This is a genomic window from Streptomyces bluensis (genome assembly GCF_014650715.1).
In the GTDB taxonomy this organism is placed as follows: Bacteria; Actinomycetota; Actinomycetes; order Streptomycetales; family Streptomycetaceae; genus Streptomyces; species Streptomyces bluensis.
In genome coordinates, this window is sequence record NZ_BMVM01000001.1 from 13,570 (window position 1) to 36,876 (window position 23,307).

At 68.3% G+C, this 23,307-nt stretch carries 18 protein-coding genes and 7 pseudogenes; 14 read left to right on the top strand and 11 right to left on the bottom strand.

Annotated features, from left to right (window positions below):
• Window positions 1-165: 165 nt before the first annotated feature.
• From IE262_RS00095 to IE262_RS00105, 3 genes are read right to left on the bottom strand one after another with little or no spacing between them, the layout of a single operon-like run.
• Window positions 166-990, bottom strand: coding sequence for a carbohydrate ABC transporter permease (locus IE262_RS00095; protein WP_189870297.1), 825 nt, complete (start codon window positions 988-990; stop codon window positions 166-168).
• The gene (locus IE262_RS00100) at window positions 991-1,971 is read right to left on the bottom strand and encodes a carbohydrate ABC transporter permease (RefSeq protein WP_229877006.1); all 981 of its coding nucleotides are present in this window, start codon (window positions 1,969-1,971) and stop codon (window positions 991-993) included. It lies immediately after the preceding gene.
• The gene (locus IE262_RS00105) at window positions 1,968-3,350 is read right to left on the bottom strand and encodes an ABC transporter substrate-binding protein (protein WP_229877007.1); all 1,383 of its coding nucleotides are present in this window, start codon (window positions 3,348-3,350) and stop codon (window positions 1,968-1,970) included. Before IE262_RS00105 ends, IE262_RS00100 begins: the two co-directional genes overlap by 4 nt.
• Before the next feature lie 400 nt (window positions 3,351-3,750).
• On the opposite strand from IE262_RS00105, the gene IE262_RS00110 reads away from it, so the two are divergent.
• The gene (locus tag IE262_RS00110; RefSeq protein WP_229877008.1) at window positions 3,751-4,809 is read left to right on the top strand and encodes a LacI family DNA-binding transcriptional regulator; all 1,059 of its coding nucleotides are present in this window, start codon (window positions 3,751-3,753) and stop codon (window positions 4,807-4,809) included.
• Between the two features lie 99 nt (window positions 4,810-4,908).
• On the opposite strand, the gene IE262_RS00115 is transcribed toward IE262_RS00110, so the two are convergent.
• Together IE262_RS00115 and IE262_RS40410 are read right to left on the bottom strand one after the other, a co-directional pair.
• Window positions 4,909-5,859: a glycoside hydrolase family protein gene (locus IE262_RS00115; RefSeq protein WP_189870299.1), complete on the bottom strand. Its 951-nt coding sequence runs from the start codon at window positions 5,857-5,859 to the stop codon at window positions 4,909-4,911.
• 55 nt (window positions 5,860-5,914) lie between these two features.
• Complete coding sequence (locus tag IE262_RS40410) at window positions 5,915-6,175, bottom strand: substrate-binding domain-containing protein (RefSeq protein WP_373304954.1); 261 nt, start codon at window positions 6,173-6,175, stop codon at window positions 5,915-5,917.
• A gap of 542 nt (window positions 6,176-6,717) precedes the next feature.
• On the opposite strand from IE262_RS40410, the pseudogene IE262_RS00125 reads away from it, so the two are divergent.
• A pseudogene (locus IE262_RS00125) lies at window positions 6,718-8,407 on the top strand (relaxase/mobilization nuclease domain-containing protein); the annotation flags it as partial.
• A gap of 428 nt (window positions 8,408-8,835) precedes the next feature.
• Here the strand turns inward: IE262_RS00125 and IE262_RS00135 are convergent.
• A pseudogene (locus tag IE262_RS00135) lies at window positions 8,836-10,182 on the bottom strand (IS1380 family transposase).
• 321 nt (window positions 10,183-10,503) lie between these two features.
• Window positions 10,504-10,920 carry an ester cyclase gene (locus IE262_RS00140; RefSeq protein ID WP_189870301.1) on the bottom strand — a complete coding sequence of 139 codons (417 nt, stop codon included), beginning with the start codon at window positions 10,918-10,920 and terminating at the stop codon, window positions 10,504-10,506.
• 154 nt (window positions 10,921-11,074) lie between these two features.
• Between IE262_RS00140 and IE262_RS00145 the strand changes: the two genes are divergently transcribed.
• The 3 genes and pseudogenes from IE262_RS00145 to IE262_RS00155 all read left to right on the top strand — a co-directional run bounded on the left by IE262_RS00145 (window position 11,075) and on the right by IE262_RS00155 (window position 13,416).
• Window positions 11,075-11,470, top strand: a complete 396-nt coding sequence (locus IE262_RS00145) for a MerR family transcriptional regulator (RefSeq protein ID WP_189870303.1) — start codon at window positions 11,075-11,077, stop codon at window positions 11,468-11,470.
• 106 nt (window positions 11,471-11,576) lie between these two features.
• The gene (locus tag IE262_RS00150; protein WP_189870305.1) at window positions 11,577-12,500 is read left to right on the top strand and encodes an NADP-dependent oxidoreductase; all 924 of its coding nucleotides are present in this window, start codon (window positions 11,577-11,579) and stop codon (window positions 12,498-12,500) included.
• 372 nt (window positions 12,501-12,872) lie between these two features.
• A pseudogene (locus tag IE262_RS00155) lies at window positions 12,873-13,416 on the top strand (AAA family ATPase).
• A gap of 19 nt (window positions 13,417-13,435) precedes the next feature.
• Here IE262_RS00155 and IE262_RS00160 read toward each other — a convergent pair.
• A pseudogene (locus IE262_RS00160) lies at window positions 13,436-13,666 on the bottom strand (ATP-binding protein); the annotation flags it as partial.
• Window positions 13,667-14,265: 599 nt separating this feature from the next.
• On the opposite strand from IE262_RS00160, the pseudogene IE262_RS39105 reads away from it, so the two are divergent.
• Window positions 14,266-14,623 (top strand): annotated as a pseudogene (locus IE262_RS39105) (hypothetical protein); the annotation flags it as partial.
• On the opposite strand, the gene IE262_RS00165 reads toward IE262_RS39105, so the two are convergent.
• Window positions 14,586-15,038, bottom strand: a complete 453-nt coding sequence (locus IE262_RS00165) for a hypothetical protein (RefSeq protein WP_189870307.1) — start codon at window positions 15,036-15,038, stop codon at window positions 14,586-14,588. The pseudogene IE262_RS39105 and the gene IE262_RS00165 overlap by 38 nt on opposite strands.
• A 405-nt stretch (window positions 15,039-15,443) precedes the next feature.
• On the opposite strand from IE262_RS00165, the gene IE262_RS00170 reads away from it, so the two are divergent.
• Window positions 15,444-15,872 carry a DUF2690 domain-containing protein gene (locus IE262_RS00170; protein WP_189870309.1) on the top strand — a complete coding sequence of 143 codons (429 nt, stop codon included), beginning with the start codon at window positions 15,444-15,446 and terminating at the stop codon, window positions 15,870-15,872.
• A gap of 451 nt (window positions 15,873-16,323) precedes the next feature.
• Window positions 16,324-16,605, top strand: coding sequence for a transposase family protein (locus tag IE262_RS40415; protein ID WP_373304966.1), 282 nt, complete (start codon window positions 16,324-16,326; stop codon window positions 16,603-16,605).
• A gap of 139 nt (window positions 16,606-16,744) precedes the next feature.
• Here IE262_RS40415 and IE262_RS00180 read toward each other — a convergent pair whose 3' ends face one another.
• Window positions 16,745-17,233 (bottom strand): DUF4265 domain-containing protein, encoded by a 489-nt coding sequence (locus IE262_RS00180; RefSeq protein WP_189870314.1) that lies wholly within the window; start codon window positions 17,231-17,233, stop codon window positions 16,745-16,747.
• A gap of 114 nt (window positions 17,234-17,347) precedes the next feature.
• On the opposite strand from IE262_RS00180, the pseudogene IE262_RS39110 reads away from it, so the two are divergent.
• The 6 genes and pseudogenes from IE262_RS39110 to IE262_RS00210 form a co-directional block, all read left to right on the top strand.
• Window positions 17,348-17,832: pseudogene (locus IE262_RS39110) on the top strand (IS5 family transposase); the annotation flags it as partial.
• Window positions 17,833-18,320: 488 nt separating this feature from the next.
• A complete protein-coding gene (locus tag IE262_RS00190) occupies window positions 18,321-18,734 on the top strand; it encodes a DUF6461 domain-containing protein (RefSeq protein ID WP_189870318.1) in 414 nt (137 codons plus the stop codon).
• A gap of 138 nt (window positions 18,735-18,872) precedes the next feature.
• On the top strand, window positions 18,873-19,367 hold the full coding sequence (locus tag IE262_RS00195; RefSeq protein ID WP_189870320.1) for a hypothetical protein: 495 nt from the start codon (window positions 18,873-18,875) through the stop codon (window positions 19,365-19,367).
• A gap of 611 nt (window positions 19,368-19,978) precedes the next feature.
• On the top strand, window positions 19,979-21,022 hold the full coding sequence (locus tag IE262_RS00200) for a S66 family peptidase (RefSeq protein WP_189870322.1): 1,044 nt from the start codon (window positions 19,979-19,981) through the stop codon (window positions 21,020-21,022).
• A gap of 18 nt (window positions 21,023-21,040) precedes the next feature.
• Window positions 21,041-21,538 (top strand): annotated as a pseudogene (locus IE262_RS00205) (Tn3 family transposase); the annotation flags it as partial.
• Window positions 21,539-21,565: 27 nt separating this feature from the next.
• Window positions 21,566-22,192 carry a hypothetical protein gene (locus IE262_RS00210; protein ID WP_189870324.1) on the top strand — a complete coding sequence of 209 codons (627 nt, stop codon included), beginning with the start codon at window positions 21,566-21,568 and terminating at the stop codon, window positions 22,190-22,192.
• 73 nt (window positions 22,193-22,265) lie between these two features.
• On the opposite strand, the gene IE262_RS00215 is transcribed toward IE262_RS00210, so the two are convergent.
• On the bottom strand, window positions 22,266-23,156 hold the full coding sequence (locus IE262_RS00215) for a helix-turn-helix transcriptional regulator (protein WP_189870325.1): 891 nt from the start codon (window positions 23,154-23,156) through the stop codon (window positions 22,266-22,268).
• Window positions 23,157-23,307: the final 151 nt, after the last annotated feature.

The window sequence follows — 23,307 nt, forward strand, 5'->3', positions numbered from 1 at the left end:
TTGTCCGCACAGAGGGAGCGCCGGCGGCCGAAGGGCGGACCCCTCTCCACGGCCACGCGCGCGGGCAGCGCAGCGTGCCCCTGACAAAGAAATGAAGTACCCCATGAACGGAGCGCCGGCAACCGGACCGACCCCGGCTCGCCCCACGAGCGCGGCCCTGTCGTCTCAACCCTTGACGGATCCCTGCAGCAGCGCAGCGATGAACTGCCTCTGGAAGACGAGGAACACGACGAGTGTCGGAGTGAGGATGAGAAGGGAGCCCGCGCACAACAGAACCAGGTCCGTGCCCCACTGCCCCTGGAACGCGCCCAGCGCTCCGGCCATGGTTCGCTTGGCGGGGTCGTCGACCATCACGATGGACAGCAGGAACTGGTTCCAGGTCCATAGGAACATCAGGATCGTCAGGGACGAGATGGCGGGCCGGGCCAGCGGAATGTGAACTCGCCAGAAGAGCTGCCAGGTCGACGCGCCGTCGACCCGTGCCGCCTCCGACAGCTCCTTCGGCACGTTGAGGAAGTGGGCGCGCATCCAGTAGACGGAGAACGGCATGTAGAGCCCGATCAGCGGAAGGATGATGGCCCAGCGGGTGTTGAGCAGGCCCAGATCCATGATCTGGTAGTAGATCGGGGTGATGACCGCCTCGAAAGGCATGGTCAGTCCGAGCAGTAGTACCGCGAGGGCGATGCCGCCGCCGCGCACCCGCAGATGTCCCAGGCCGAAGCCGGCCATCGTCGCTATGACGACGGCCGCCGGAACCACTCCCAGCACGATGAGGAGGCTGGACCTCAGCAGCGCGCCCATGTTGGCGACATCGAAGGCGTCGACGAAGTTGCCCCAGTGCGGGTCCGAGGGCCATTCCAGACCGGAAGGCACCGTCCCCCTGGGCTGCAGGGCGGCGGACAGCATGCTCACGAACGGCAGGAGGGTGACGACCATCAGCAGGATGAGGAAAGCCCTGCCGGTGATCGCCTCGCGTCGGCTGATGTTCATTCACTTGCCCTCTCGGGAAAGCCGCTGGATCGGCAGCACACAGACCAGGACGAGAAGCATGAGCACCACAGCGAGGGCCGAGGCCAGGCCGACCTGCCGTTGCGCGAACGCCAGCCGGTAGATCTCCAGTCCCGGCACGGTCGTGGCCGTTCCCGGGCCGCCGCTGGTGGAGATGTAGACGATGTCGAAGCTGGCCAGGGCGGCGATGACGGTCACAGTGAGGCAGATGCCGATCTCCCTGCGCAGGCTCGGAAGGGTGACGGCGAAGAATTCGCGCACCGAGCCCGCTCCGTCGATACGCGCCGCCTCGTACAGCGCTGGGTCGATCTTGCTGATGCCGGTCACCAGCAGGATGGTGCACAGACCGAGCAGCACCCACGCGCCGATCACACCGACCGCCGGCAGGGCGGTGTCGAACTCGCCCAGCCAGGCGCGGGAGTAGCGGCCGAGGCCGACGGCGTTCAGGACCTGGTTGACCATGCCGGTCGTGCTGAGGACCCAACTCCACGCGATGCCAGCGGCCACCAGGGGGATGACTTGAGGAAGGAAGAGGACCGTGCGGGCGGCGGTCCCGAGCGGCCCCCTCGTCACCCGGTGGATGAGGCTCGCCACGAGCAGGCCGAGGGCGACCGGGACGAAGCTGAAGAAGACGATCAGGACGAAGGCATGGAGGATGATTTCCAGGAGGTCCGGATCGGTGAGCACGGTGCGGTAGTTGTCGAGACCCGCCCACTGTGAGGGGCCGATGCCGTCCCACCGGTAGAGCGTGTACTGAAAGGTCGTCAGCAGGGGCTTGAGGACGAAGAACCCGTACATCGCCAGCGCCGGAAGGACGAAGAGCCAGCCGCTCCATCGGGCCCGGCTGGTCCCCCGCAGAACGCGGGGGACCCGGCCGGCCCAGACCTGCGCGGGCCCTGCGGTGCGCCGCGAGGAGGTCTTCGCCGGCCGTCCGCGCGTCGTACCCTGAGCGGCCTGGGTCATTGCGACAGCTCCTTCTCGTACTCCTTCTGCACGGCCTTCACGTAGCCTTCGGGTGTCTGCTGGCCGACGACCAGCTTCTGCAGCTCCGGGGTGATGGCGGAGGCGAAGATCGAACCCGTCGCGTTGGCCGTGAAGTCCACGGCGCCGTTCTCGGCGGCCAGTTGCTGCGACGCCCTGAGGGTCGAGGCGAGAACCGAGCCCTCCTTGGCCTCGGGCACCGCGAGGCCGGCCGGACCGCCGGGGCTGGAACCGCCCACATCGACAAGGATCTTGCGGGCCTTGGGGTCGGTGTGGAGCCAGTTGAGGAAGAAGGCGGCCTCGTTCGGGTGCTTCGCCCGCGCGCCGATACCGAAAGTGTTAGGGGAGGACATGGCCACGAGACGGCCCGTGGCGGTCTCGGCCGGGAAGAGGAAGAAGCCGACGTTGCCGGGCATCTTCGTGTCCAGGTTCGCGGACTCCCAGTCCCCGTTGAACATGAACAGGCCCCGGCCCTTGGTGAAGTCACCCACCATGGTGGTGTAGTCCATGGCGTTCGCGTCCTTGGTGAAGTAGCCGGCCTTCGCCCACTTCTCGATGGTCTGCGCGGCCTTCACCGAGGCGGGAGTGTCGAAGGTCGCGCCCGGCTTCTGGAAGACCCAGTCGTTGACGCGGGCGGGATCGGCGAACTGGTTCTGCAACGCCTGGTAGGGGAAGTTGATGCCGGCCGTGTTCTTGTTGAACTGCACGATTGGCTGGACGCCGTCCTTCTTCGCCTTGGCCAGCAGTCCCTCGAACTCGGCGACCGTGGTGGGCGGCCGGGTCATACCGACCTTCTTGGCAAGGTCCTTGTTGAAGAAGACCCCCGTGACGCTGTAGCCGAGGCCGGTGCCATACAAGGGACCCGAGCCCCGCTGACCGTTCTTGTCGACACGCAGCTGCGCCAGTTGGGAGGCGGGGAACTTGTCCCAGCCATAGGCCTTGACGTACGGGTCGAGGTTCTTCAGCAGGCCGTCCTTGACCAGGTCGACCATGGTGGGCAGGCGGATGACGTCCGGCGCGTTGTCCCCGGCCAGGACGCGCGGCGCGTTCTCGACCAGGACGGTGAACTGGTCCTCCCGCACCTTGAACGTCACGTTCGGGTGCTGCCTGGTGAACTCGTCGGCCAGGGCCTTGGCCAGCGGGAACCCGGTTTCGGCGTACATCCGCAGCGTGACCTTGCCCTTGCCCAGCGACGTGCTGACCGCGCTGTCACCGGAGGCGGAGTCCGTGTCACCGGACCCCGGGGCACTGCACGCGGCGGCCAGGAGCGCCAGCGGGACCGCTACGGCCGGTATGACCCGTGCCCGCCGGAAACCCCGGCAGGGCGGCGGAGTCGTGCGCCCGGTCATGCCTTCATACATAGAGCACTCCTTGCGTGTCACGGGTGGCGGATCGGCGTGACCCATCCGTTGTCCTCGGTCGGGGGTACCGGTGCAGGACACCTTTCTCGGCCGCTCCGTCAGTGCCCGTCGGGAGGTCGTGACAGCCGGATCCGGTGACCGCCCCGTCGTCGGCTTCAAGGGACGTCGGGACGACGAGGGATGGGAGAGAGTGTGTTGCCAAGGCGGGTTCTACCGGTGCTAAATAGATTTAGCAGCGAGCATGGGACCTGCCCCGAACCCTGTCAAGCGTCGTGGAGGTAACACCCGGGCAACAGGGGTTCACCACCCGGCCTCGCCGCACCGACCCGTACGAGGGGGCGTGCTCATCCGAAACCGTGCGCGCAGCCACCACGTCGTTTCGACAGGCCAGAGGAGTGCGATGAGCGGGCGACGCGTCACCATGACCGATGTGGCCCGCCGGGCGGGGGTGTCACGGACCACGGCGTCGTTCGTGCTGGCCGGCCGCCGGGACATGCGTATCTCCGGGGAGGCCGAGGAGCGGGTCCGCCGGGCCGCGCGCGAACTTGGATACCGCCCCAACCTGACGGCCCGGGGGCTGCGCACTTCGGTGACCAGAACCATCGCCCTGGTCTCCGACATCATCGCGACGACCCAGTTCGCGGGCGAGGTGATCCACGGCGCGCTCGACGCGGCCGGAGCCCGCGACCACGTTCTCTTGATCGCGGAGACCGAGGGGGACCCGAACGTCGAGACCCGGCTCGTCGAGGGCATGCTGGACCGTCAGGTCGATGGTTTCGTCTACGCCACCATGTACAGCCGTGAAGTGCGCCTGCCCGCGGCACTGCGCGACGCTCGTGTGGTCCTTCTCAACTGCTATACGGAGGAGGCGCGAGTGCCCTGCGTGCTGCCGGACGAGGTCAACGCGGGCCGCGACGCCGCTGCGGTCGTGCTGGCCGCCGGGCACCGGGAGGGCATCCATGTGATCGGCGGCCGCCATATGACGAACGGGACTCCTGAGGGAGTGTGGGCCGGGTTGGAGCGGATGCGCGGCATCGAGGAGGTCATGGCGGAGGCCGACGTCCGTCTCGACGGCGTGGTGGAGTGCGACTGGCAGCCCGAGGACGGGCACCGCGAGGTGCGGCGGCTCCTGGCCGCCAAGACCGTGCCCCGTGCGTTGATCTGCCTCAACGACCGTGTCTCCCTTGGCGCCTACCAAGCGCTCCAGGAAGAGGGCCTGCGTGTGCCGGACGACGTGTGCGTCGTCTCGTTCGACGACTCAGACCTGGCGACCTGGCTCCGCCCCCGCCTCACCAGCGTCGCTCTGCCCCACTACCGTCTGGGCCGGACCGCGGTGGAGGTCCTGCTCGACGGCGAGCCCGACCCGGTCGTCCACCGCATCCCCATGCCGGTGATGCTCCGTGCCTCGCACACGGCGGCCACCGCACCGCCGGACCCGGCAGCGCGCCCCGGAACCTGACGCGAGAAGGACAGCCACCCGCCGCGGACGGGCGACGCGCGTGACGACGTCCTTCCCGGCACGGGCCCGGCGACCCGCACGAAGCACGCACAGGACCGTTCACAGGACCGGTTGCAGTCCTTCGTGCGGGGTGTAGCGCACCGGCAGGGGATCCGCGAGCTCACCGACGAAGACGCCCTCGCGCTCGTTGACGAACCCCATGAGGTGCCAGGTGTCGTCACGCGCCTGGACGAGACGCGGCGCGTAGAGTCCCGGGCAGATCACTCGCTTCGCCGCGGTCATGTCCCAGGACCCCGTCGGCGAGAGTCCGGGAACTGCCCACACCTGGTGCTCGGCGCCCGTGTCGGGATCGTCGGACGCGTTGGTGCAGAACAACAGGAGGGGCTGTCCGTCCACGACCGCCGTCTGAGGCACCTCCAGGTGCCCGAAACCGGCGGGCTCGGTGACGGGCGGCCCGACCTCCCAGTTGACCAGGTCGTCCGAACGGGCGTGCCCGATGACGCCGCGGCGGCCCACCGGACCGTGGCCGACGCGGGCGGTGACCAGCATGTGCCACCCCTCCCCCGCCGGATCAGGGAAGACCCACGGATCACGCCAGGCCTCCTCGGCCCAGGCCTCGGCCGACGGAGCCGCGATGTCGAGGCGCTCGTACCAGACCGGGTCGGCCTCGACCAGAGGCTTGGTGCCGTAACGGTGCCAGGTGTACAGGTCGTCCGAGAGCGCCAGGCCTATCCGCTGGACGAGGCCGTTCTCCGCACGGCTGACCCCGGTGTAGAACATGTACCACCGGCCGTCGGGGCCACGGAGCACGGATCCCGTCCAGGTGGCTACATCGTCCCAGGCCGGTCCGTCGGCGGCGACGAGCGCGTCGGCGGACAGCTGCCATATGCGCAGGTCGTCCGATACCGCGTGGCCTACGGAGGCTCGCCGGTGGCGTCGGTCCGGGTCCAGCAACGCGCGGGACGCCCGCAGGAAGAAGACGTGGTGGCGCCCGTCGTCGTCCCTGGCATACCAGCTGTCCCACACCCAGTGATCGGGCAAGCGCAGCATCGATTGACTCGCTTTCACAGATGATGCAGGAAAACTAACAGGCTAAATCGTTTTATCAAGCCCCTGGGCGTGAGGGGCGGCAATGCGGATTCGTGAGCCGCGCGGTCCCGAGCCGTATCTCAGTCACGGGGCGCGGCAACGGACGCCCGCGCACGCAGCGGCATGGCTCGTGGGGCAGGGCGGCCGTTGTCAGGCCCGGGCGCAGCCAGCCCGCAATGGGGTCGTCGTCGAACGAGACGACCGAGACGTCGTCTGGGACGCCTGGGCCTGCCTCGGCAAGTGCCTGGTACGCGCCGAGGACCAGCCGGTCGTTCATGCAGATGATCCCCGAGTCAGGGTCCGTCGGCGCAACAGCGTCCGCATTGCCTCGTACCCGTCGTCGGGTTCCCCGTGTTCGGCGCGGCCATCACCGACGCGCTCCACCCCTACCCCGACGGCGTGGTCGTCGCGACCAAGGTCGGGAACGCACGTCCTGCCCCGGGCGTGTTCGTGCCGGCCGGCCGTCCCGCCCACCTCAGGTGTGCGCCACATCGGCCTCTCCGAGGTGACGGTGGACCAGCTGAAGGAGGCCCGGAACATCACCGAGATCGCCAGCGTCCAGAACCTCTGCAACCTTCGTGACCCGCCAGTCGCAGGACGTCCTGGACTACGCCACCGCCCAGGGCATCGCGTTCATCCCGTGGTTCCCCATAGCCATGGGCAAGCTCGTCCGGCCGGGCAGCCCGGTCGCCGAGTGCCGCGACCCCGGATTGCATATATCCGGGGTCGCGGATCCGTCGCGCGCAATTGTCGGACCGCTCCACCCCATGACCGGAGGTGGAGCGGGGCGAACGAGGCTGTCTCCAAGAAGGCGGCCCGGTGATCGCGAAGATCAGCAGCGGCAAGAAGACCGCGGGTCTGATCCAGTACCTGTTCGACACGAAGAAGGCCAAGGACCACATCGACCCGCACCTGGTCGCCTCCTGGGACGGCTTCGCCCCCGACCCCGGCCGCACCGACGACTTCGACGCCACCAGGAAGCTACTCGTGGCCGACCTCGACCTGCACGTCAAGCAGGCCCGGCGGCTCGGCCGCGCCCCCGAGAAGCACGTGTGGCACTGCTCCATCCGCGCCGCGCCCGAAGACCGCATCCTCAGCGACCAGGAGTGGGCCGACATCGCCCGCCGCGTCGCGGCGGCCACCGGCATCGCACCCGACGGCGACCCGGATGGATGTCGGTGGGTCGCCGTCCGCCACGCCCCCGACCACATCCATATCGCCGCCACCAAGGTCCGGGCGGATCTGCGCACCGCCCGCCACTGGAACGACTACCTAACCGCCGACGGCGAACTGGCCTCCGTCGAGAAGGAATATGGCTTGTTCGAATTCGTACGCAGGTACCGCACGGCCGCCAAGCGACCCACCCGTGCCGAGCAGGAGAAGGCCCGCCGCTCCGGTCACGAGAACACCGCCCGTGAGCGGCTGCGCGCCACCTTGCGCACGGCCGTGGCCGCCGCCTCCAGCATGGACGAGTTCGTCGATCTACTCAGCCACCTCGGCGGCGTGCTCGTCGAGATCGTGTACTTCCCCTCCGGCGACGTGCGCGGATACAAGGTCGCCCTCGAAGACGACGCCAACGGCCCCATATGGTACTCGGGCTCCAAACTCGCTCCGGACCTGTCCTTCCCCAAGATCCGGGAACGCTTGGAAAGCATCGACCCGCGGCCGACCAACCAGCCTGGCCGGCGCAGGCCCAACGCCTGGCACCAGGCCACGGCCGCTACCGAGCGCATCCCTCACCACCTCGACCAAGCCGACGATCAAGCCTCCCAGGCCCACCTCACCCGCTTTCGGCGAAGCCCTCGATGCCCTCCCCCTCCTCGCACCCCAAACCCTTCGACCCCAACTCTGAGTAGCCGCGACCGCGTTCGAGCGCGCCACCCGCTCCCGCATCCGCGCCGAACACCACCACACCCGCGCTCTGCGTGGCGCCGTGCGGGCGATGCTGCGCGAGCCCGCCCCCAGGGACGGCGCCGACCTGGCGATGTTCCTTGACGCCGCGATCCTCGTCGTCATCGCCGCCGCCCGCTGGCATCAGCTCCGCCACCACGACCAGCAGGTCGCTGCCGCCCAGCAGACCGTGATTCATCTCCAGGCCGCGTACGAGCAGGCTGCAGCCGCACCTCTGGCCGCCCTCGCCCAGCGCCGGCCGCCCCAACAGGCCGTGGAACAGCACATCCGCCACCTGCGCCAGGCCGTGCCCGAACACGCCGGGCAGATAATCGAAGATCCCGCCTTCGACGCCCTCACCGCTACCCTCGCCGAAGCCGAGACCGCAGGCCACGACCCCGAACGGCTCCTCCAGCAGGCCGCCGACCAGCGCGCCCTGGACGACGCCGACTCCGCCGCACGGGCCCTGACGTGGCGCCTCCAACGCCTCAGCGCAAGGCCGGCACCCAGCACACGAGCCCGCGCAGCACAGGCCCGCAGCGCAGCACGAGCCGAAAGCGCAGCACAGCGCCCCAGCACTCCGGCCCACGAAACAGCCGCGTCCCGGCCCAGCAGCCGCCGCCAGCAGGGCGGCGCAGGAACGCGCCGGACGAGGGCGGTGGGTAGCCGCTGCGGCGGGTGTCCAATTCGCTGTGCAGCGCGCGTCGCACCGTCGCGGTGTCCAGGCCGAGGACGAGGGGGTAGGCCAGGAGCATGGGTGCGACATCCCGTCGTCCATGGCCGCCTTCACGGAGATTGTTGATCAGAACGTCCAGCAGCTGTGGCTCCCCGCGGTGGACGTGGGAGTGCCAGGCCAGCACGGAGATCACGTTGATGTCCGACGCTAACCTCGGGCTTTCATGACAGCTCGCCGGTTCATCTGGCCGGCTGTTTCTGTATGTACTGCGGGTTTGGGGCATGACATCGGCCCGGCAGTCGCGTCGGGTGGGCGCCGGGTTCCACTGCTCCGGTGGGGTGGTGCTGCTCGCAGGGACGAGAGAGTGCTGGTCAGCCGGGGCTGGGGAGGGCTTCGAGTCGCGCCAGGCCGTTGGTGATCAGGTCGGTCCAGGGCCAGTGCCCGGCGAGGCGGAGGATGCGGCGGCGGCCGGTGGTGACCAACTGGGCAGCGATGGAGAACAGCCGCAGGCGCAGGCGTTTGGGCTCCCACAGCCGGGCGGGGCCGGCCAGAGCGAGCATGGGCATCCAGGCGAGCAAGTCGAGGGCGATCTGGACGATCTCCAGCCAGATCTGGTTCTGTGCGGCGTCGTGCAGGGGGAGGTTGCGCAGGCCGGTGGCGCGGGCGGCGCGGATACGGTCCTCGGTCCTCGCGCGCTGGCGGTGGCGCAGTTCGAGCGCGGCGATGGGACGTTCCTGGTGTTGGTGGCGAAGCAGGTCAGCCGCATGCCGTCGGCATCGGTGAAGCGTAACTGGGCGCCGGGGTGCGGTCGTTCCCTGCGGACGATCAGCCGCATCTCCTTGGGCCAGCCGGTCAGGCAGTCGCCGTCGAGTTCGGCGACCCAGGCGCCGTCGCGGATCTCGCCGTCGGGCTCGACGGCCGGCGTCCAGGCCGATGCCGGGACCTTCCCGACGGCCTCGTGGACGGCATCGGTGATGGTCATGCCGACCGAGTAGGACAGCCACCTGCCGCGGGCGGACAGCCAGTCGACGAACGCGTGGGTGCCCCCGCCCGAGTCGGTGCGGATCAGCGTCTGTCGTCCTCTTCGGTACTTCTTCGGCAGCTGCTTCAGGGCGATCCGGGCGGTTTCGATATGGTCGGCCGCGGTGTTGCTGCCCGCATTCCCGGGTCTGAGGAGCCCGGCCACCGGTTCCCCGGACCCGCCCCTGCCGTGGTCGACGAACCCCATCAGCGGATGGTGGCCGAAGGTCTTCTTCCAGGTCGCGGCCGCATCCTGCTTCTCGGAATGCGCGATCACCAGCACCCCGTCCAGGTCCACGACCACCTGCCCGGCCGCGTCCGGCGCCGCCTCCCCGGCCAACGTCCACACGTATTCACGGACGTGAGCACTTCCCGCCCGCTGCCAGCGTGTCGATCAGCCGGGACACCGTCGGATCGGAGGCCACCGGCCCGAACACCGGCGGTTCGGCCCGCAGCATGCCCACGTCTGCCAGGCAGTCCCCGCCCAGAGCGACCGCGAGTGCCACGTCCAGCAGGACCTTGCCCGGATCATGCACCGCCCGCGGCCTGCGCCACGGTGCCAGCGCCGCCGACATCGCCTGGTCCAGACCGGACTTGCGGATCGTTTCCACCAGCAGCACACCACCGGCCTGGGACACCACCCCGCGGTCACCGCCCTCGACGCGGACACGCGGGTACGACCCGATACGCTTCTTCACCTGGAGAGTGCTGCTTTCATGCGACGACCTGGACCCTAGACAAGTCCCATCGTTGCAGGTCAGGAGCACTCTCCGCGTTTCCGATCCCCCACCGGACACCCTGCCTCGTGAAGGCGCGAGGCTAACTCACCACCCGACATAGATGCAGAGCGACACGGTCAATCCGGTGGGCCGGGCCAGCCCGGTGTGGAGCCGCCCCCGACAGCCCCGGCCGCCTGCCGCAGTCTCGCCCGCCTCGCCCGTGCGGTTGGCGACTTCCCCACCCCACCCCTGTCCCGTGACTGACTTGGTCGTGAGTGATTGGCTCTGAATGCCGTCCGGCTAGAGGGGCGGTACCTGCTCGGGTACGAGTCCAGCCTGGCGGAGGAGGCCATATAGGTCGGTCTCGCCCCAGAACTCGACGATCCGTCCGCCTCGGAGTCGGTAGGACTTGATGCCGGTCATTGTGAGGTCCCGGCCGCTGCGGTCATGGGTGTAAGTGAGGGTGAAAGCCGCGGTGACCCGGTCGCCGGCGGCGAAGAGATCCTCCACCCGAACGCGACAGTTGGACAGCCCCGGAGTCAGCACTGCTTCCTCGGGGTAGTGCCGCCCCTGGCCGTGAAAGCCCGCGCCGTGGACGAGGACATCCTCGGCGACGAGTTCTTCAAGCTCAGCGACCTGCTTCGTTTCGAAGACCCGAAGGTAGCGGCGGACGACCTCGGCATTGCGCTTGCTGATGGCTTCGGCTGAGTCGCACATGAAAGGACGCTATCCGTCAGCTGATCGGACTCGCCAGGCGAACGTGCTCAGTCGTGGGACCGGGACGACGACCTTGCGGCCGCGGGGGTGTCCGCGAGCGTCCATGACTCGCCGGCGGTCTGGACTTGGAGTACGCGGGCGTAGGCTCTCAGGGATGCGGATAGGCGAGTTGTCCAAGCGCACGGGCGTGAGTCCGCGCTCACTGCGGTACTACGAAGAGCAGGGCCTGCTGACCAGCTCACGCTCCGACGCGGGGCAGCGTCACTATTCCGATGCTGCGGTCCAGCGCGTGTCGCTCATCCGACAGCTGTTCGACGCGGGTATGTCCAGCCGGGTGATCGCGACTGTGCTGCCGTGCGTGGACGTCCCGGGTGACCTGGGCGTCGCCGAGGAGACATTCGCGGCGATGATGCGCGAGCGCGACCGGATCGACGCCGACATCGCGCACCTGATCGAGACCCGGGATGCACTCGACGTGCTGATCAGGGCCAATCGCCGGCACCGGGCGGAGCTGTCCACGGCCCCGGAACCGGTGGCGCAGTCGGCCTGATGCTGTGATCTGCACCATAGTCGCTTGCCCCTTACATCAATGTCAGAGGTGAGGATGGCGACAACGCCCGGAATCACCGGGTCGGTCATACGAGAGGCGGCGGAAGATGGGGCAGGCGTGGGGTTTCGGCAGGTATGGCGGGCCTGAGGTGCAGGAGTTCTTCGATCGTCCCGATCCCGTCCCCGGTCGCGGCGAGGTGCTGATCCGAGTCAACGTCGCCGGCGTGAATCCCCTCGACCACCTTCTGCGTTCGGGTCTGGTCGACGGGCTCGACGGCGGGCGTCCGTTTCCCCGCGTGCTGGGCATGGAGGCAGCAGGAACGGTTCTCGCGCGGGGCGAGGACGTCGACGGGCTCGAGGTGGGTGACGCGGTCTTCGGCTTCGCACTCACCGGTGGCGGCACCTACGCCGAGACGACGGTGCTGTCCGCACCGAACACCGCGCGCATCCCGGAGGGTCTGTCCGCGACCGTGGCGGCAACGCTGCCAGTGGCCGGAACGACCGCGGTGGACGTGCTCGACCAGCTCGGCCTCCCGGCCGGTGCCGCGGTCCTGGTCAACGGGGTCGGGGGCGGGGTCGGCCTCGCCGTCGCCCGGCTGGCTATCGGGCGCAAGCTGCGTGTGATCGGCACCGGGAGTACCGCCAAACGCGAGCACGCAGAAGCCATCGGGGTGCGGTTCATCGATTACACGGCCGGGGACGTCGTCTCCGCGGCACGCGAGCTGGTTCCGGACGGCTTCGACGGGATCGTCGACCTGGTCGGTGGCACCTCGCTGCGGACGGTCGCTCCGCTGGCCCGGGATCCCCGCAACGTCATCGCTGTGGGTGATATGTCTGTGCCCGATCTCGGTGGGCGTTTCGTCGAGCGTCACCTCGACCGCGAGAACCTGGAGCGGTCTGCCCGGCTGGCCCTCGACGGAGTCCTCGCACCCGTAATCACCGCAGTCCATCCGCTTTCCGACGCCCCGGCCGCCCTCGCCACCGTCGAGAACGGTCACACCTCGGGCAAGGTTGTCATCAAGGTGGCATGAGAAGTGCCCGGCCGCCTGACGCCGTCGACGGTCCATTGCGGACTGACGGGAACCCGTGGTCAGCGCATCATCAACTGAGCACGTTCACCGGTACGGGGTTGAGCACGTTCAGGCGTACGCCGACACTCGCTGGAGGAAGCCGGCGCAGGTGGAGGCGTGGAAGCTGTAGCGGCCCAGGCAGTTGAGATTGGCGTGCTTGAGCGGGTGGCTTCGACAGCGTGAGCTGGCCCCGCTTGTCAGTGGGTTTCGGCCCCACTCGGCGACCGTTCGGGCATGATCTGTCACTGTGTTTTGGCCCCACCCACGCGTCGCGGTGTGTGGTTTAGAGGACGGCTGTGCCCAGTGGGGTATTCCATCGACGGGGAGATGTCTGTGATCGTCTGGGTGAACGGCGCTCGGCAGCGGGAAGAGCACGCTGGTGGATGAACTACGTCCGCGCTGGCCCGAGGCGCTGGTCTATGACCCGGAGATGGTCGGCTATGTGCTGCGCGAGATCGTGGAGGTCCCGACCGGCGATTTCCAGGATCTGCGGCTGTGGAGGCGGCAGGTCGCGGACCTGGCCCTGAGACTCGTCGAGGAGTATCAGCGGCCCGTCCTGGTGCCCATGACGCTGGTCAACCCGGGCTATGTCGAGGAGATCTTCGGTGCGCTGAAGGACGCGGGGATCGCTGCTCACCACTTCTTCCTCAAGGTCTCCGAGGGCGTGCTGGTGAATCGGATCGACGGCCGGAGCTTCACACCGGATGATCCCGCGCAGGACGAGAGGGTGCGCAAGTGGTGCAAGTCCAAGATCGAATCGTGTATGGCCGCAGTGGACACGCTGCCCAGTGACACGGTGTTCCTGGACGGTGAGCTGAGCCCGCGGGAGCTGGCCGACGACGTGCTGGCCCGCGTCGGTGCGGGCCCGGGCCGGTAGCCCGGGTTCCCGTGTGTGGTCAGCTGCTGCCCTGCTGGTTTTTGGTGTGGGCGAGGCGGTAAGAATCGGTGCCGGTCTCGATGATGTTGCAGCCGAAGGTGAGCCGGTCCACGATCGCTGCGCAGAGCCGGGGGTCGGTGAAGGTCTTCGTCCAGCCACCAAACGATTCGTTCGAGGCGATGGCCACAGAGGCTTTCTCCTCCCGCTCGGTCAGAACCTGGAACAGCAGTTCCGCGCCGCGGCAGTCCACCGCAGCTGGCCTTCCACCCGGAGGAGGCCGGTATCGACGATCAGCACTGTTCGGCCTGCGCCGCTGTGACCTTGCCGTACTTGGCCAGGGCCGCGAATCACCTTTACTGGGCCATGGAGACGGGATCCGTGGCAGCCCTCTACGGCCCGAAGGAGCTCACGTAGCAGCGGCTGGTCAAGCTGGTTACTGCTATCTGACCGTCACACTAAGAAACATGAGCCTCCCACAACAGCCCCACAATTGCCAGTACATTGGACTCAATGGTGCATCGAACGTGACGTAATTACGCCAACTTTCCTCATCCCTGGTGAAATCCGGGCGCACGAACGCGTGCCTCTCTCCCGCGTCCATACGAGTTGAACAACCGCTTTTCCCGGCTTCGCTCCCTGTGGTTGGCACTGGCCCAGCCACCGCATGATCAGCCTTTTCGCCGAAGAGGTGTCGTGCCCGGCGACGGCACAGCACCCCGTCGGCTCCGAAAGGCACCGAGGACGTCCGCGGTGCCATCACCGCGGTCGTGATCGCGGCTTGGTCGGCAGCGGCCGCTCCTCCTCTTCCTCGGCGAATCATCTGCATGGCAGCGCGCTGCAGCCGGTTTCGCCACCGCCGGGCTGGTCTGGCTCATCTTCGGCCTGGCCCGCGCCGGCCGCGCGCACCTGGCACCGGTCGCGGTCGCCTCCTACGTCGGGGCGGCGTAATGGTTCACCTCCTCCACCTCCTTCGCCAACCCGGCGGTGACCATCGGCCGCGTTCACCGACACCTTCGCCGGGATCGCCCCCGCCTCCGTCCCCCCGTTTGAGTCGGCCCAGACGATGCGGCGGTCCTCGGCGGTTCTCGGGCTTCTCACACCGTGTCATCTTCCTGGCTCGCCCGGCCGAAACGGCGACGCCGCTGCCCAAGAAGAGGTTCGCCGGACCGTCAGAAGCTCCAGCTGTAGACGCCGCCGCCCGTGCTAACCGCAGACGCCGCAAGCCGGGACACTCCCTGCAGGACCGCCAGCAGATCATCGTCGGTCATTTCGTCTCCGTCGGCAGACCTGAGCCTCGCGGTCCAGCGATCTGCCAGTTCCTCCAGCTCAGTGGAAGTAGCGTCGGCCAACGCCCGGATCAACCGCGACGGCAGGGCGAACACCTCAACGCCATCGTTCAAGGGGGCAACGACCCACTCCGGCCACGACCAACCAAGGAGCTGCTCGATCGGCGGAATCTCGACAGAGGGCTCCTCGAAGTACATGTCCCACTCCGCGATGGCACTGTCCGGCTCTAGGAAACGGCAGGTCACAGACTCAAACGCCTGACCAGGTCCCCGTCGGTGCGTCGCAGCGGCACTCTCGTCATCCGGAGCGAGGAAGAACACTATGTCGTGGGCCATCTCAGCATGGTGGCAGGAGGGGCACCCCCCGGTCGGCTTCCCTCTGCACTTTGAAGCCGGGGGCTGGCTAGCGACCTGGTCTGGAAAGGTTTTGTTGATCGCTCCTCCTCCACCACGGCCTCATCACCACGCCGGACACTCAGCCGCACCGGCGTCGCCACCGCTGTACCCATCGGACCACCAGCCCCGCGCTTTTGTTCAGGGTGGGGGAGCTGCTTTCTGAACAACCGGGCGGGCGCTGGAATCGGTGCAGCGGGGCACCAGCCGGCCAACTCGGATCCGGGCACACCAGGGCGCATGGGTACCGGCGGCGCAGGCACACTGCCCAGTGTGACGAGGAGACCTGCACCAATCACCAGATGAACGCCAAGCGGACCACGTTCTGCCACGCCTTCGGGAGGATCCATGAAAGCACGTACCGTCATCGCCGCGACGCTGCTGTCCTTGGGCGCGGTGGCGTGGGGGGTTCCCGCGACCGCGGCCCCGGCTGCCGCCGCGGGCACCTGCTACGGCCCCACCTGCACTGGGCTGGAACCCAACGGCACGACATGTGCCAACGACGCGCGCAACGTACGGACCACGACGTCCCAGGGGCGCACCATCATCCTGCGGTACAGCCCGTCCTGCCGAGCGGCCTGGGGCAAGATCATCGGCGCGTCCGTCGGAGACAGGGTCGATGTCGCGAACAGCAAGGCACCCAGCGATTACTACACGGCCCGCGTCGACTCCGGCAGCGACGCACACACCCGCATGGTGAACGACGCCGGATACGTAGCGAACGCCTGCGGCCGCACCTCATCGCTCGCGTCGCTGGGATGCACCGAGGTGTACTGACGACTCACCGTCCAAAAGCCGCGCACCAGGACCAGCAGTCACCCCAGCCCGCCCGGGACGCCCACTGGGTGTGCCCCGGCCCGCCGCACGTCCGCTGTTACGTTCCCAGCGGCAATACGTGTTCCGGGTCGGGGTCGGGCCAGCCGATCAACTCGCTGGTCTCGTCCACAGGTGATCCGTGGTCCCTAGAACCATGGGCGATCACGAGTAGCAGCCCCCCGAGCGGTCCATAACGATCACTGGCTCTGTCCGCGAGAACGGGGATCAGGCACAAATTCCGTGAGGACGATCACTGGGGTTTGGTATCGGTGACGTGGCGTCATCTGGGGCCGTGGTGCGGTGTGATGAGCTCGTCGGTGACCTGTTTCCCCACCTCAGCGCGTTACAGGTCGATCGTGTGCTTTTCGACTGCGGAGTGATTCGCCTGGTGGCGAGGACTCGGGAGGCCAAGGTGGCCTGCCCAGCGTGTACGGTGGCGTCCGATCGAGTGCACAGCACGTACCGAAGATGCCTTGCCGATATGCCGGTTGGGGATCAGCCGGTGTCGATCGAGCTGACGGTGCGGCGACTGTACTGCGAGCATTTCCGAAAGCGTGCAGACGGGCCTCGTGATCGAGCGCCGGGCAGGCCTTGCACCTGCATTTCCCCGCAGGAAGCGGGGCGTCTTTCCTTGGACCACCAACGCAGCGCCAACCGACCGGAGTTGCGGCGACCAGCTCAAGATCCACCATAGCCCAGGCCAGAACCCGGGGCCACAGCGGCTCCCCGGGCTCCACCTCGCTCGTCAGCAGATGCCCACAGCTGTCGCAGCGATGGTCATCCTGTTGCCTCCTCACTGCCTTCTCGTCGTGAGACATGAGCAGCCACGGCCGTCACATCGCTTGCGTGGCCCGCCACGCTGCGGTGACACACCCTTCTTCCCAATGCCACCACCCCTTGGCCTCGCCATGCTCCAAGAGCCTGAGGATCCGGGGAAGGTCCGCATCCGGGGGAACATCGAGAGCGATCATCCGGAACTGCTCGATCCCCTCACCGGTCGTGCCCAGGCGATGGAACGTCCCCAGCACGGTCTGCCGGGCGGCGGCCGAGCCACCGTCCCTCAGGACGATCAGACGGATGGTGCAGTTCTCCGACGCCCGCACCGTCTCACCGGCCCAGCGCGCGCCTTCCTCGTCGACCTCGACCCGGATGATGTCGTCACTGGCAACCCCCCGTACGAACCAGGGCGTGTTGTCCACACGCACGGTCCCGTCGCCGAGGTCCACCGCCCACAAGCTCTCCACACTCGCCGGCGGCCAGCCGTCCTCGTCCACCTCCAACCGGAAATGGACCTTCACATGGTCGTCCCTGATGTCCGTCACGGCATCATCATCCACAGCCGCGGCCAGGGTGGGGAACGATCACTTAAGGAAAGGGGACCGATCTTCAACCTTCAGCTTCGACGCTGGTCAACCCCACTCGTGAACACCCCCAGACGAGGACTCGGACGATCCCGGGGCGGCCTGACCTGCAAGATCCACCTGGCCGGTGAAGGCGGACGCCGCCCACTGGCGCTGCTGATCACGCCGGGCTAGTGGGGCGACGCCCCGCAGCTCATTCCGGTCATGGAACGCATCCGTGTCCACCGCCCGGGTGGCGGGCATCCGCGCACCCGGCCCGACCACCTGGGCGGCGATAAGGCGTATTCCTCCCGGCGCAACCGCCGCTACATGCGACGTCGCCAGATCAAGCACACCATTCCCGAGCCCCGAGATCAGCGGACCCACCGCAAAAGACGCGGCAGCAGGGGCGGACGGCTCGCCGGCTTCGACAAGACGATCTACTAACGCAGGAACGAAGTGGAGCGGACGATCAACGCGTGAAGAACCTCCCGGCCGTGGCCACACGATTCGACAAACGCGCCTACGTCTTCCACGGGACCGTCACCCTCGCCTCGATCCGGCTCTGGCTCCGCCCATGATCCGCCGGACGAGCCTTAGATTAGGGCGCGGCGGGCTTCGTCTGTCGTGGTGGAGGGGTGGTTGTGTTCCCGGGTATGACCGTGAATACCTCGGACGAGGCTTTCCAACCAGCTGGTGAACCGTGCGCGTTTGGCCAGGGCGTCACGGTCGTCGATGGTCGCGGCGAGCTCTCCGAGCCAGTACGTCGCCAAGCTGCCCAGGACCAGGCCGTCGCGGTGTTCCAGGAGCCAGCCTTTCTCCTTCAGCCTTGAACTCGGCTCGGTGCGGCCGAGGGTCGCACCAATTGACGCCCCGTGGACGCTGAGTCGACTGAGCCCCCGCACATGATCGCCCCCGTACTCGCTGATGTTGCTGCATGCGTCGGGCCGTCGCTGAGCCGGTTTCTCGAAAGAAGCTCAACCGCGCAGCGTTCGCCGCCGGAGGTCTCGTGGCGGCAGGCGCCCGGGGCTTACTCGGCGTGTCAGTGCCGACGGTCATAGTGGGCGGCATGAACTCCGCCGCGCACTGTGACCGCCTCCTCGCCGACCTCCGCCTGTCCACCGCTGCGACCTTCACGGCCATCTGCACGGCCGACGAGGATAACGTGATCCGCTGCTTCGGCGGCGATCCCGCCCAGGCCCGCCCCGGCACCTTGTCGGACACCACGGGTGGCTGGGACGGCGAGAAGCCGCGCATCGCGATCTCGCGCAGCGGCACCACCGTGGTGGTCGTGGAGGACAACCAGTTCCAGGGCTCGCGTGAGGAAGTGCTGCGCCCGCTGTCCCGGCTCGGCCGGGCCGCGAGCGCCTTCTGGAACGTCAACGCCAATTCGCGACTCAGCCTGGCCGAGGACGGTCTGGTGCAGTCCGCCTTCGATCTGTACCGCCCGGACCAGCCGCACGGCGCCGCTCCGCACGCATGACGGCCGTACCTCGACGGGCTGGGCTCCGGACCCGGGAGCACCTGGGGCTCTGGCCTTGCCGCCCTCGAACGGGCGACCGCTGCAAGGCTCGACGCAAGGTGGGCGGCCGGCCCGCACCTCGTCCTCGAGATTGAACCGGTGCCCCAGGCCGTGCTGCCGCAGGGCCTTGAAGACTCGCCACTGCTGGCGCAGGCGCCGTTCGACCGCTATCTGGCCAGGCTCGGCCCGCACCTGCTCCCGGAGATGCAGCAGTACGCCATGACGCTCGCCGTGACCCAGGCAGGCCTCGCAGGGGATCCGCTGGCCGTTGCCGCCCTGTCCGTCGGCGTCGACGGTCCGGCCGACGGTCGTGACCGGCTACGGGCCGACCTGGAGGCCGCGCATCAGGCAGCTCTGGCTCGGTCCCACGAACTGCGAGCCCGCGAGTCGCAGGCTGGGACGGAAGCGGACGACGAGCGCACCTCACAGGTAGCTTTCCAGCAGGCGATCGTGTTCTGGGTGCTGACGGACTATGTCGTCGGCGACGGCGATCAGTTCGGCCGACTCGGCATGGCCATGGCCGGTGACGCCGACCGCCGTGCCCGTTTCCGCCTGCTGCACCGGCTCCACGACGCGGCCGCCCGTCGAGGCTGAGCCGCAGCGGGCGCGCTGACTTGTTGTCAGCCGCAACTGTCCTGGATCTGCTCTGCCGGCCCGTGCGCAGGAGCTCGACCCCGTGCCCGCAGGCTGTGGGTACGGCTGGAGGACTGCATCCGCAAGCACCGGCCCTTCCTCTAGCAGGTCGGGCCCGTCCAACCCTCGGCACGCGTAGCCCTGACGACCACCGAGCCCGCGCTGAGCTGGTCCAGGAGGGCGACCGCTATTGGCAGGCACGGACTGTTCGCGGGCGAACGCGGCTGGGACCGTGAGGTTGAACGACACCGCTGCACCAGCGAACGCATCGACAGGCTTCTGGCTGACCTCGGCCAACCGCCCATACCGAAGCGGCGGAAGACCACTCCAGTACTTGATCACACCACGGCGGGGCTGCCAGAACGACCGTGAGACTGCATCCGGCTTTGACGAGCAGGAGGCTTTCGTCGCGCCAGTCCCCAGATCCGCTGAACGCCCACGTCCGGAACCAGCTCGCCGGCTGCCCGGCCCGCCAATCCGCTGGCGAGCGCGCCCACTGGCCGGCCACGCCATCGACGGGTCCCCGAATAAATCACTGCCGAACCAGGTCCGCCGACTCCTACGATCATCAGATGACGGATCTTCTCTACCCCGCCAAGCCCCGCCCCGGAGACCGGGTCGCAGTGCTGTCCCCCTCATCCGGCCTGCCCGGCCTCTTCCCCCTGCCCTACGAGCTGGGGCTGCGCAGACTGCAGGACGACTTCGGACTGAAGGCAGTGGAATACCCGGCCACCCGGAAGATGGGAGCCTCGCCCAAGGAACGGGCCGCGGACATCCACGCGGCCTTCACAGACCCCGACATCAAGGCAGTGATCGCCAGCATCGGCGGCGACGACCAGATCACCGTCCTCCCCCACCTCGACGGCGCTCTGCTCCGCGCCAACCCCAAGCCGTTCTTCGGCTACAGCGACAACACGAACCTGCTGCTGTTCCTGCGCAACCTGGGCATCGTCAGCTACCACGGCGGCACCGTGATGACCGAGTTCGGACGCCCCGGCGCGATGCATCCGCTGACCGCGGACTCCCTGCGGGCAGCGTTATTCACGTCGGGCGAGTACGAGCTCACTCCCTCAAGCACCTACGGGGACGTCAACCGCCCCTGGCAGGATCCGCATACCTTCGACTCCGAACCGGACATGGAACCCGCCGACGGCTGGTCCTGGCACAACAGCGACCGGATAGTCGAAGGGGCCGGCTGGGGCGGCAATCTGGAGATCATCTCCTGGCTGCTGATGGCCGACCGCGCAGTGCAACGGGCCGACGCCTACGCCGGCAACGTGCTCTTGCTGGAAACCTCGGAGGACATGCCGCGCGCCCAGGAGGTCTACTGGATCCTTCGGAACATCGGCGAACGCGGGCTGCTGCAACAGTTCCCCGCGCTGCTCATGGGCAGGGCCAAGAGCTGGTCGTTCGAAAACCAACTCAGCCCCCAGGAGAAAGCACACTTCCGCCAGCAACAGAGAGAGGCCGTCCTACGGGCTCTTCACGAGTACGCCCCCGACACCATGGCCGTCTTCGACGTCGATTTCGGCCACACCGACCCGCAACTCGTGGTTCCCATCGGAGGACGAATCCGGGTGGATGGCCCCGCACGCCGGATCGCCGTCACCTACTGAGCCGGACAGCAGGGACGTACCGGCACCGTCCGCGCCTACGACGTGATCCGGATGCTCTCCCGCGACGGCCGCCCCACCCCGCTCGGCGACGCGATCGCGCACTACGGGCGGATCGCGAAGACCCTGCACATCCTGCGCCTGGCCGACGAGCCCGGCTACCGCCGTCAGATCAAGGTGCAGGCCAACCTCCAGGAAGGCCGGCACGCGCTCGCCGGAAGATCTTCCACGGCCGCGCCGGGCAGCTCTACCAGCGCTACCAGGACGGCATGGAGGACCAGATCGGCACCCTCGGACTCGTCCTCAACGCCCTGGTCCTGTTCAACACCCGGTACGTGGACGCCGCCGTCGCCCAACTCCGTGCCGACGGCAACGAGGTCCGGACGACGACATCGCCCGGCACTCCCCGTTCGTGCGGCACCACGTCAACATGCTCGGTCGGTCTCCTTCCAGCTCCCGGACCTGCCCGGCGGCCTGCGGCCCCTGCGGGACAAGAACGCCTCCGCCGACGACGAGTAGGCGCCGGCGACGATGAGGGAGACGGAGATGACCGGAGCGGTCGCCCCGGAGGTACGGGCCGCGCAGCGGCGGATCGTCAGCACCATCAACGCGTCAGGCAAGCTGAACGGCGACGGGCTCGCCCTGTGGCGGGAGGCCAACTGCGGCGAGTGGAAGGCCACCGCCGCCGACATCAGCCGGGACCTGGACCTGCTCCAGGTCCCGCACACGATCGTCACGGCCTTCCGCTTCCCGCTCGCCTCCTCCTACAGCAAGGCCATGCGCGAGGGCGAGGAGGTCCGCATCCTGCGCAGGGACCTGCCCCACCTGGTGCCGTGGATGCCGTCGCTCGAACAGACCGTCACCGACATCCCCGAGGACGCCCCCGGCTGGGACTTCATCCTGTTCCAGCCCCGCGCCGAGGGCATGGCCCTCGCCAAGCTGGTGCTGCCGACGGAGTGGCCCGCCTGGTCGAAGAAGCAGACCCGCGCCGCGCGGCTGGTCTGCGCGGAGTGCGACTACGACCTGCGCGACCCCGAGGACGAGACCCGCCTGCCCTACGACGTCCGCCTGCCTGACCAGCCCAAGAGGCGGCGGCCGGTGTGCGGGCAGTGCTGCAACAACGGCGTGGACGAGATGGAGCGCCTGGCCGCACTCGCCGGAACGTCGTCATGACGACCGTCGGGACGGGGACGGATGGACCGGCTGCTGGTCGCGGACCCGTCGACGATGTTTTCTGAGTGACCTCTCAATCGGTGGAGTGCTGCACGGCCGGGACGCTCTCCTCGGTGGCGGAGAGGGAGGCGAGCAGGCGCAATCCCTCTTCGGAGGGGGAACCGGGTTCGGCGGCGTAGACGGTCATGTGCAGGCCGGGGTCGGCGGCCAGGTCGAGGGATTCGTAGGCGAGGGTGAGTTCACCGACGGCCGGGTGCTGGAACCGCTTGGTCCCGGTGCCGTGCCGACGGACGTTGTGCGCGCCCCAGCGGGTGCGGAACTCCTCACTACGGGTGGACAGTTCACCGACGAGGTCGTGCAGGTCTTTGTCGTGCGGGTTGCGGCCGGCCTGCGCGTGCAGCATGGCGACGGCCATGTCGGCGAACAGGTCCCAGTCCGGGTAGAAGCGGCGCGAGGCGGGGTCGAGGAACTGGAAGTACGCCAGGTTCCGCTGGTTGGCCGCGTTCGCGAACAGATCCGTGTAGAAGGCGCGGGCCAGAGGGTTCGAGGCGAGGATGTCCATCCGGCCGTTGCACACGACGGCGGGCCCTGCGGTGATCGCGTCCAGCGTCCACTGCAGGCTGCGGTGGATCTGCTGCCGGCCCTTGGTGTGGCGGCGCCGGGGCCGGGTGAGGACGTCCGTGCCGTCGGCGGCCTGCGCCAGGTTCAGAAGGTGGGCGCGCTCGGCGTCGTCGAGCTGCAGGACGCGGGCGACGGCTTCGAGGACGGCTGGGGAGACGCCGGCGAGATTGCCGCGCTCGAGTTTGGCGTAGTACTCGACGCTCATGTCGGCCAGGGCCGCGACCTCGCTGCGGCGCAGCCCGGGCACGCGCCGACGGGACCCCGAGGGCAGTCCTGCCTGCTCGGGACTGATCTTTGCTCGCCGCGAGGTGAGGAACTCGCGGACCTCCTCACGGTTGTCCATGTCTTCGACGGTACGGCCCGACCCGGCGTGAAAGGGATGCACTGCCAGTACACCCCTCACTGGTGCCTCGCTGCGCACGCAAAAGAGCGGTTTCCTGGAGAAGCAGGCACCCCCTGAGCGGCGGATGAGCCCGTGTGGCCGCACCGCCCGA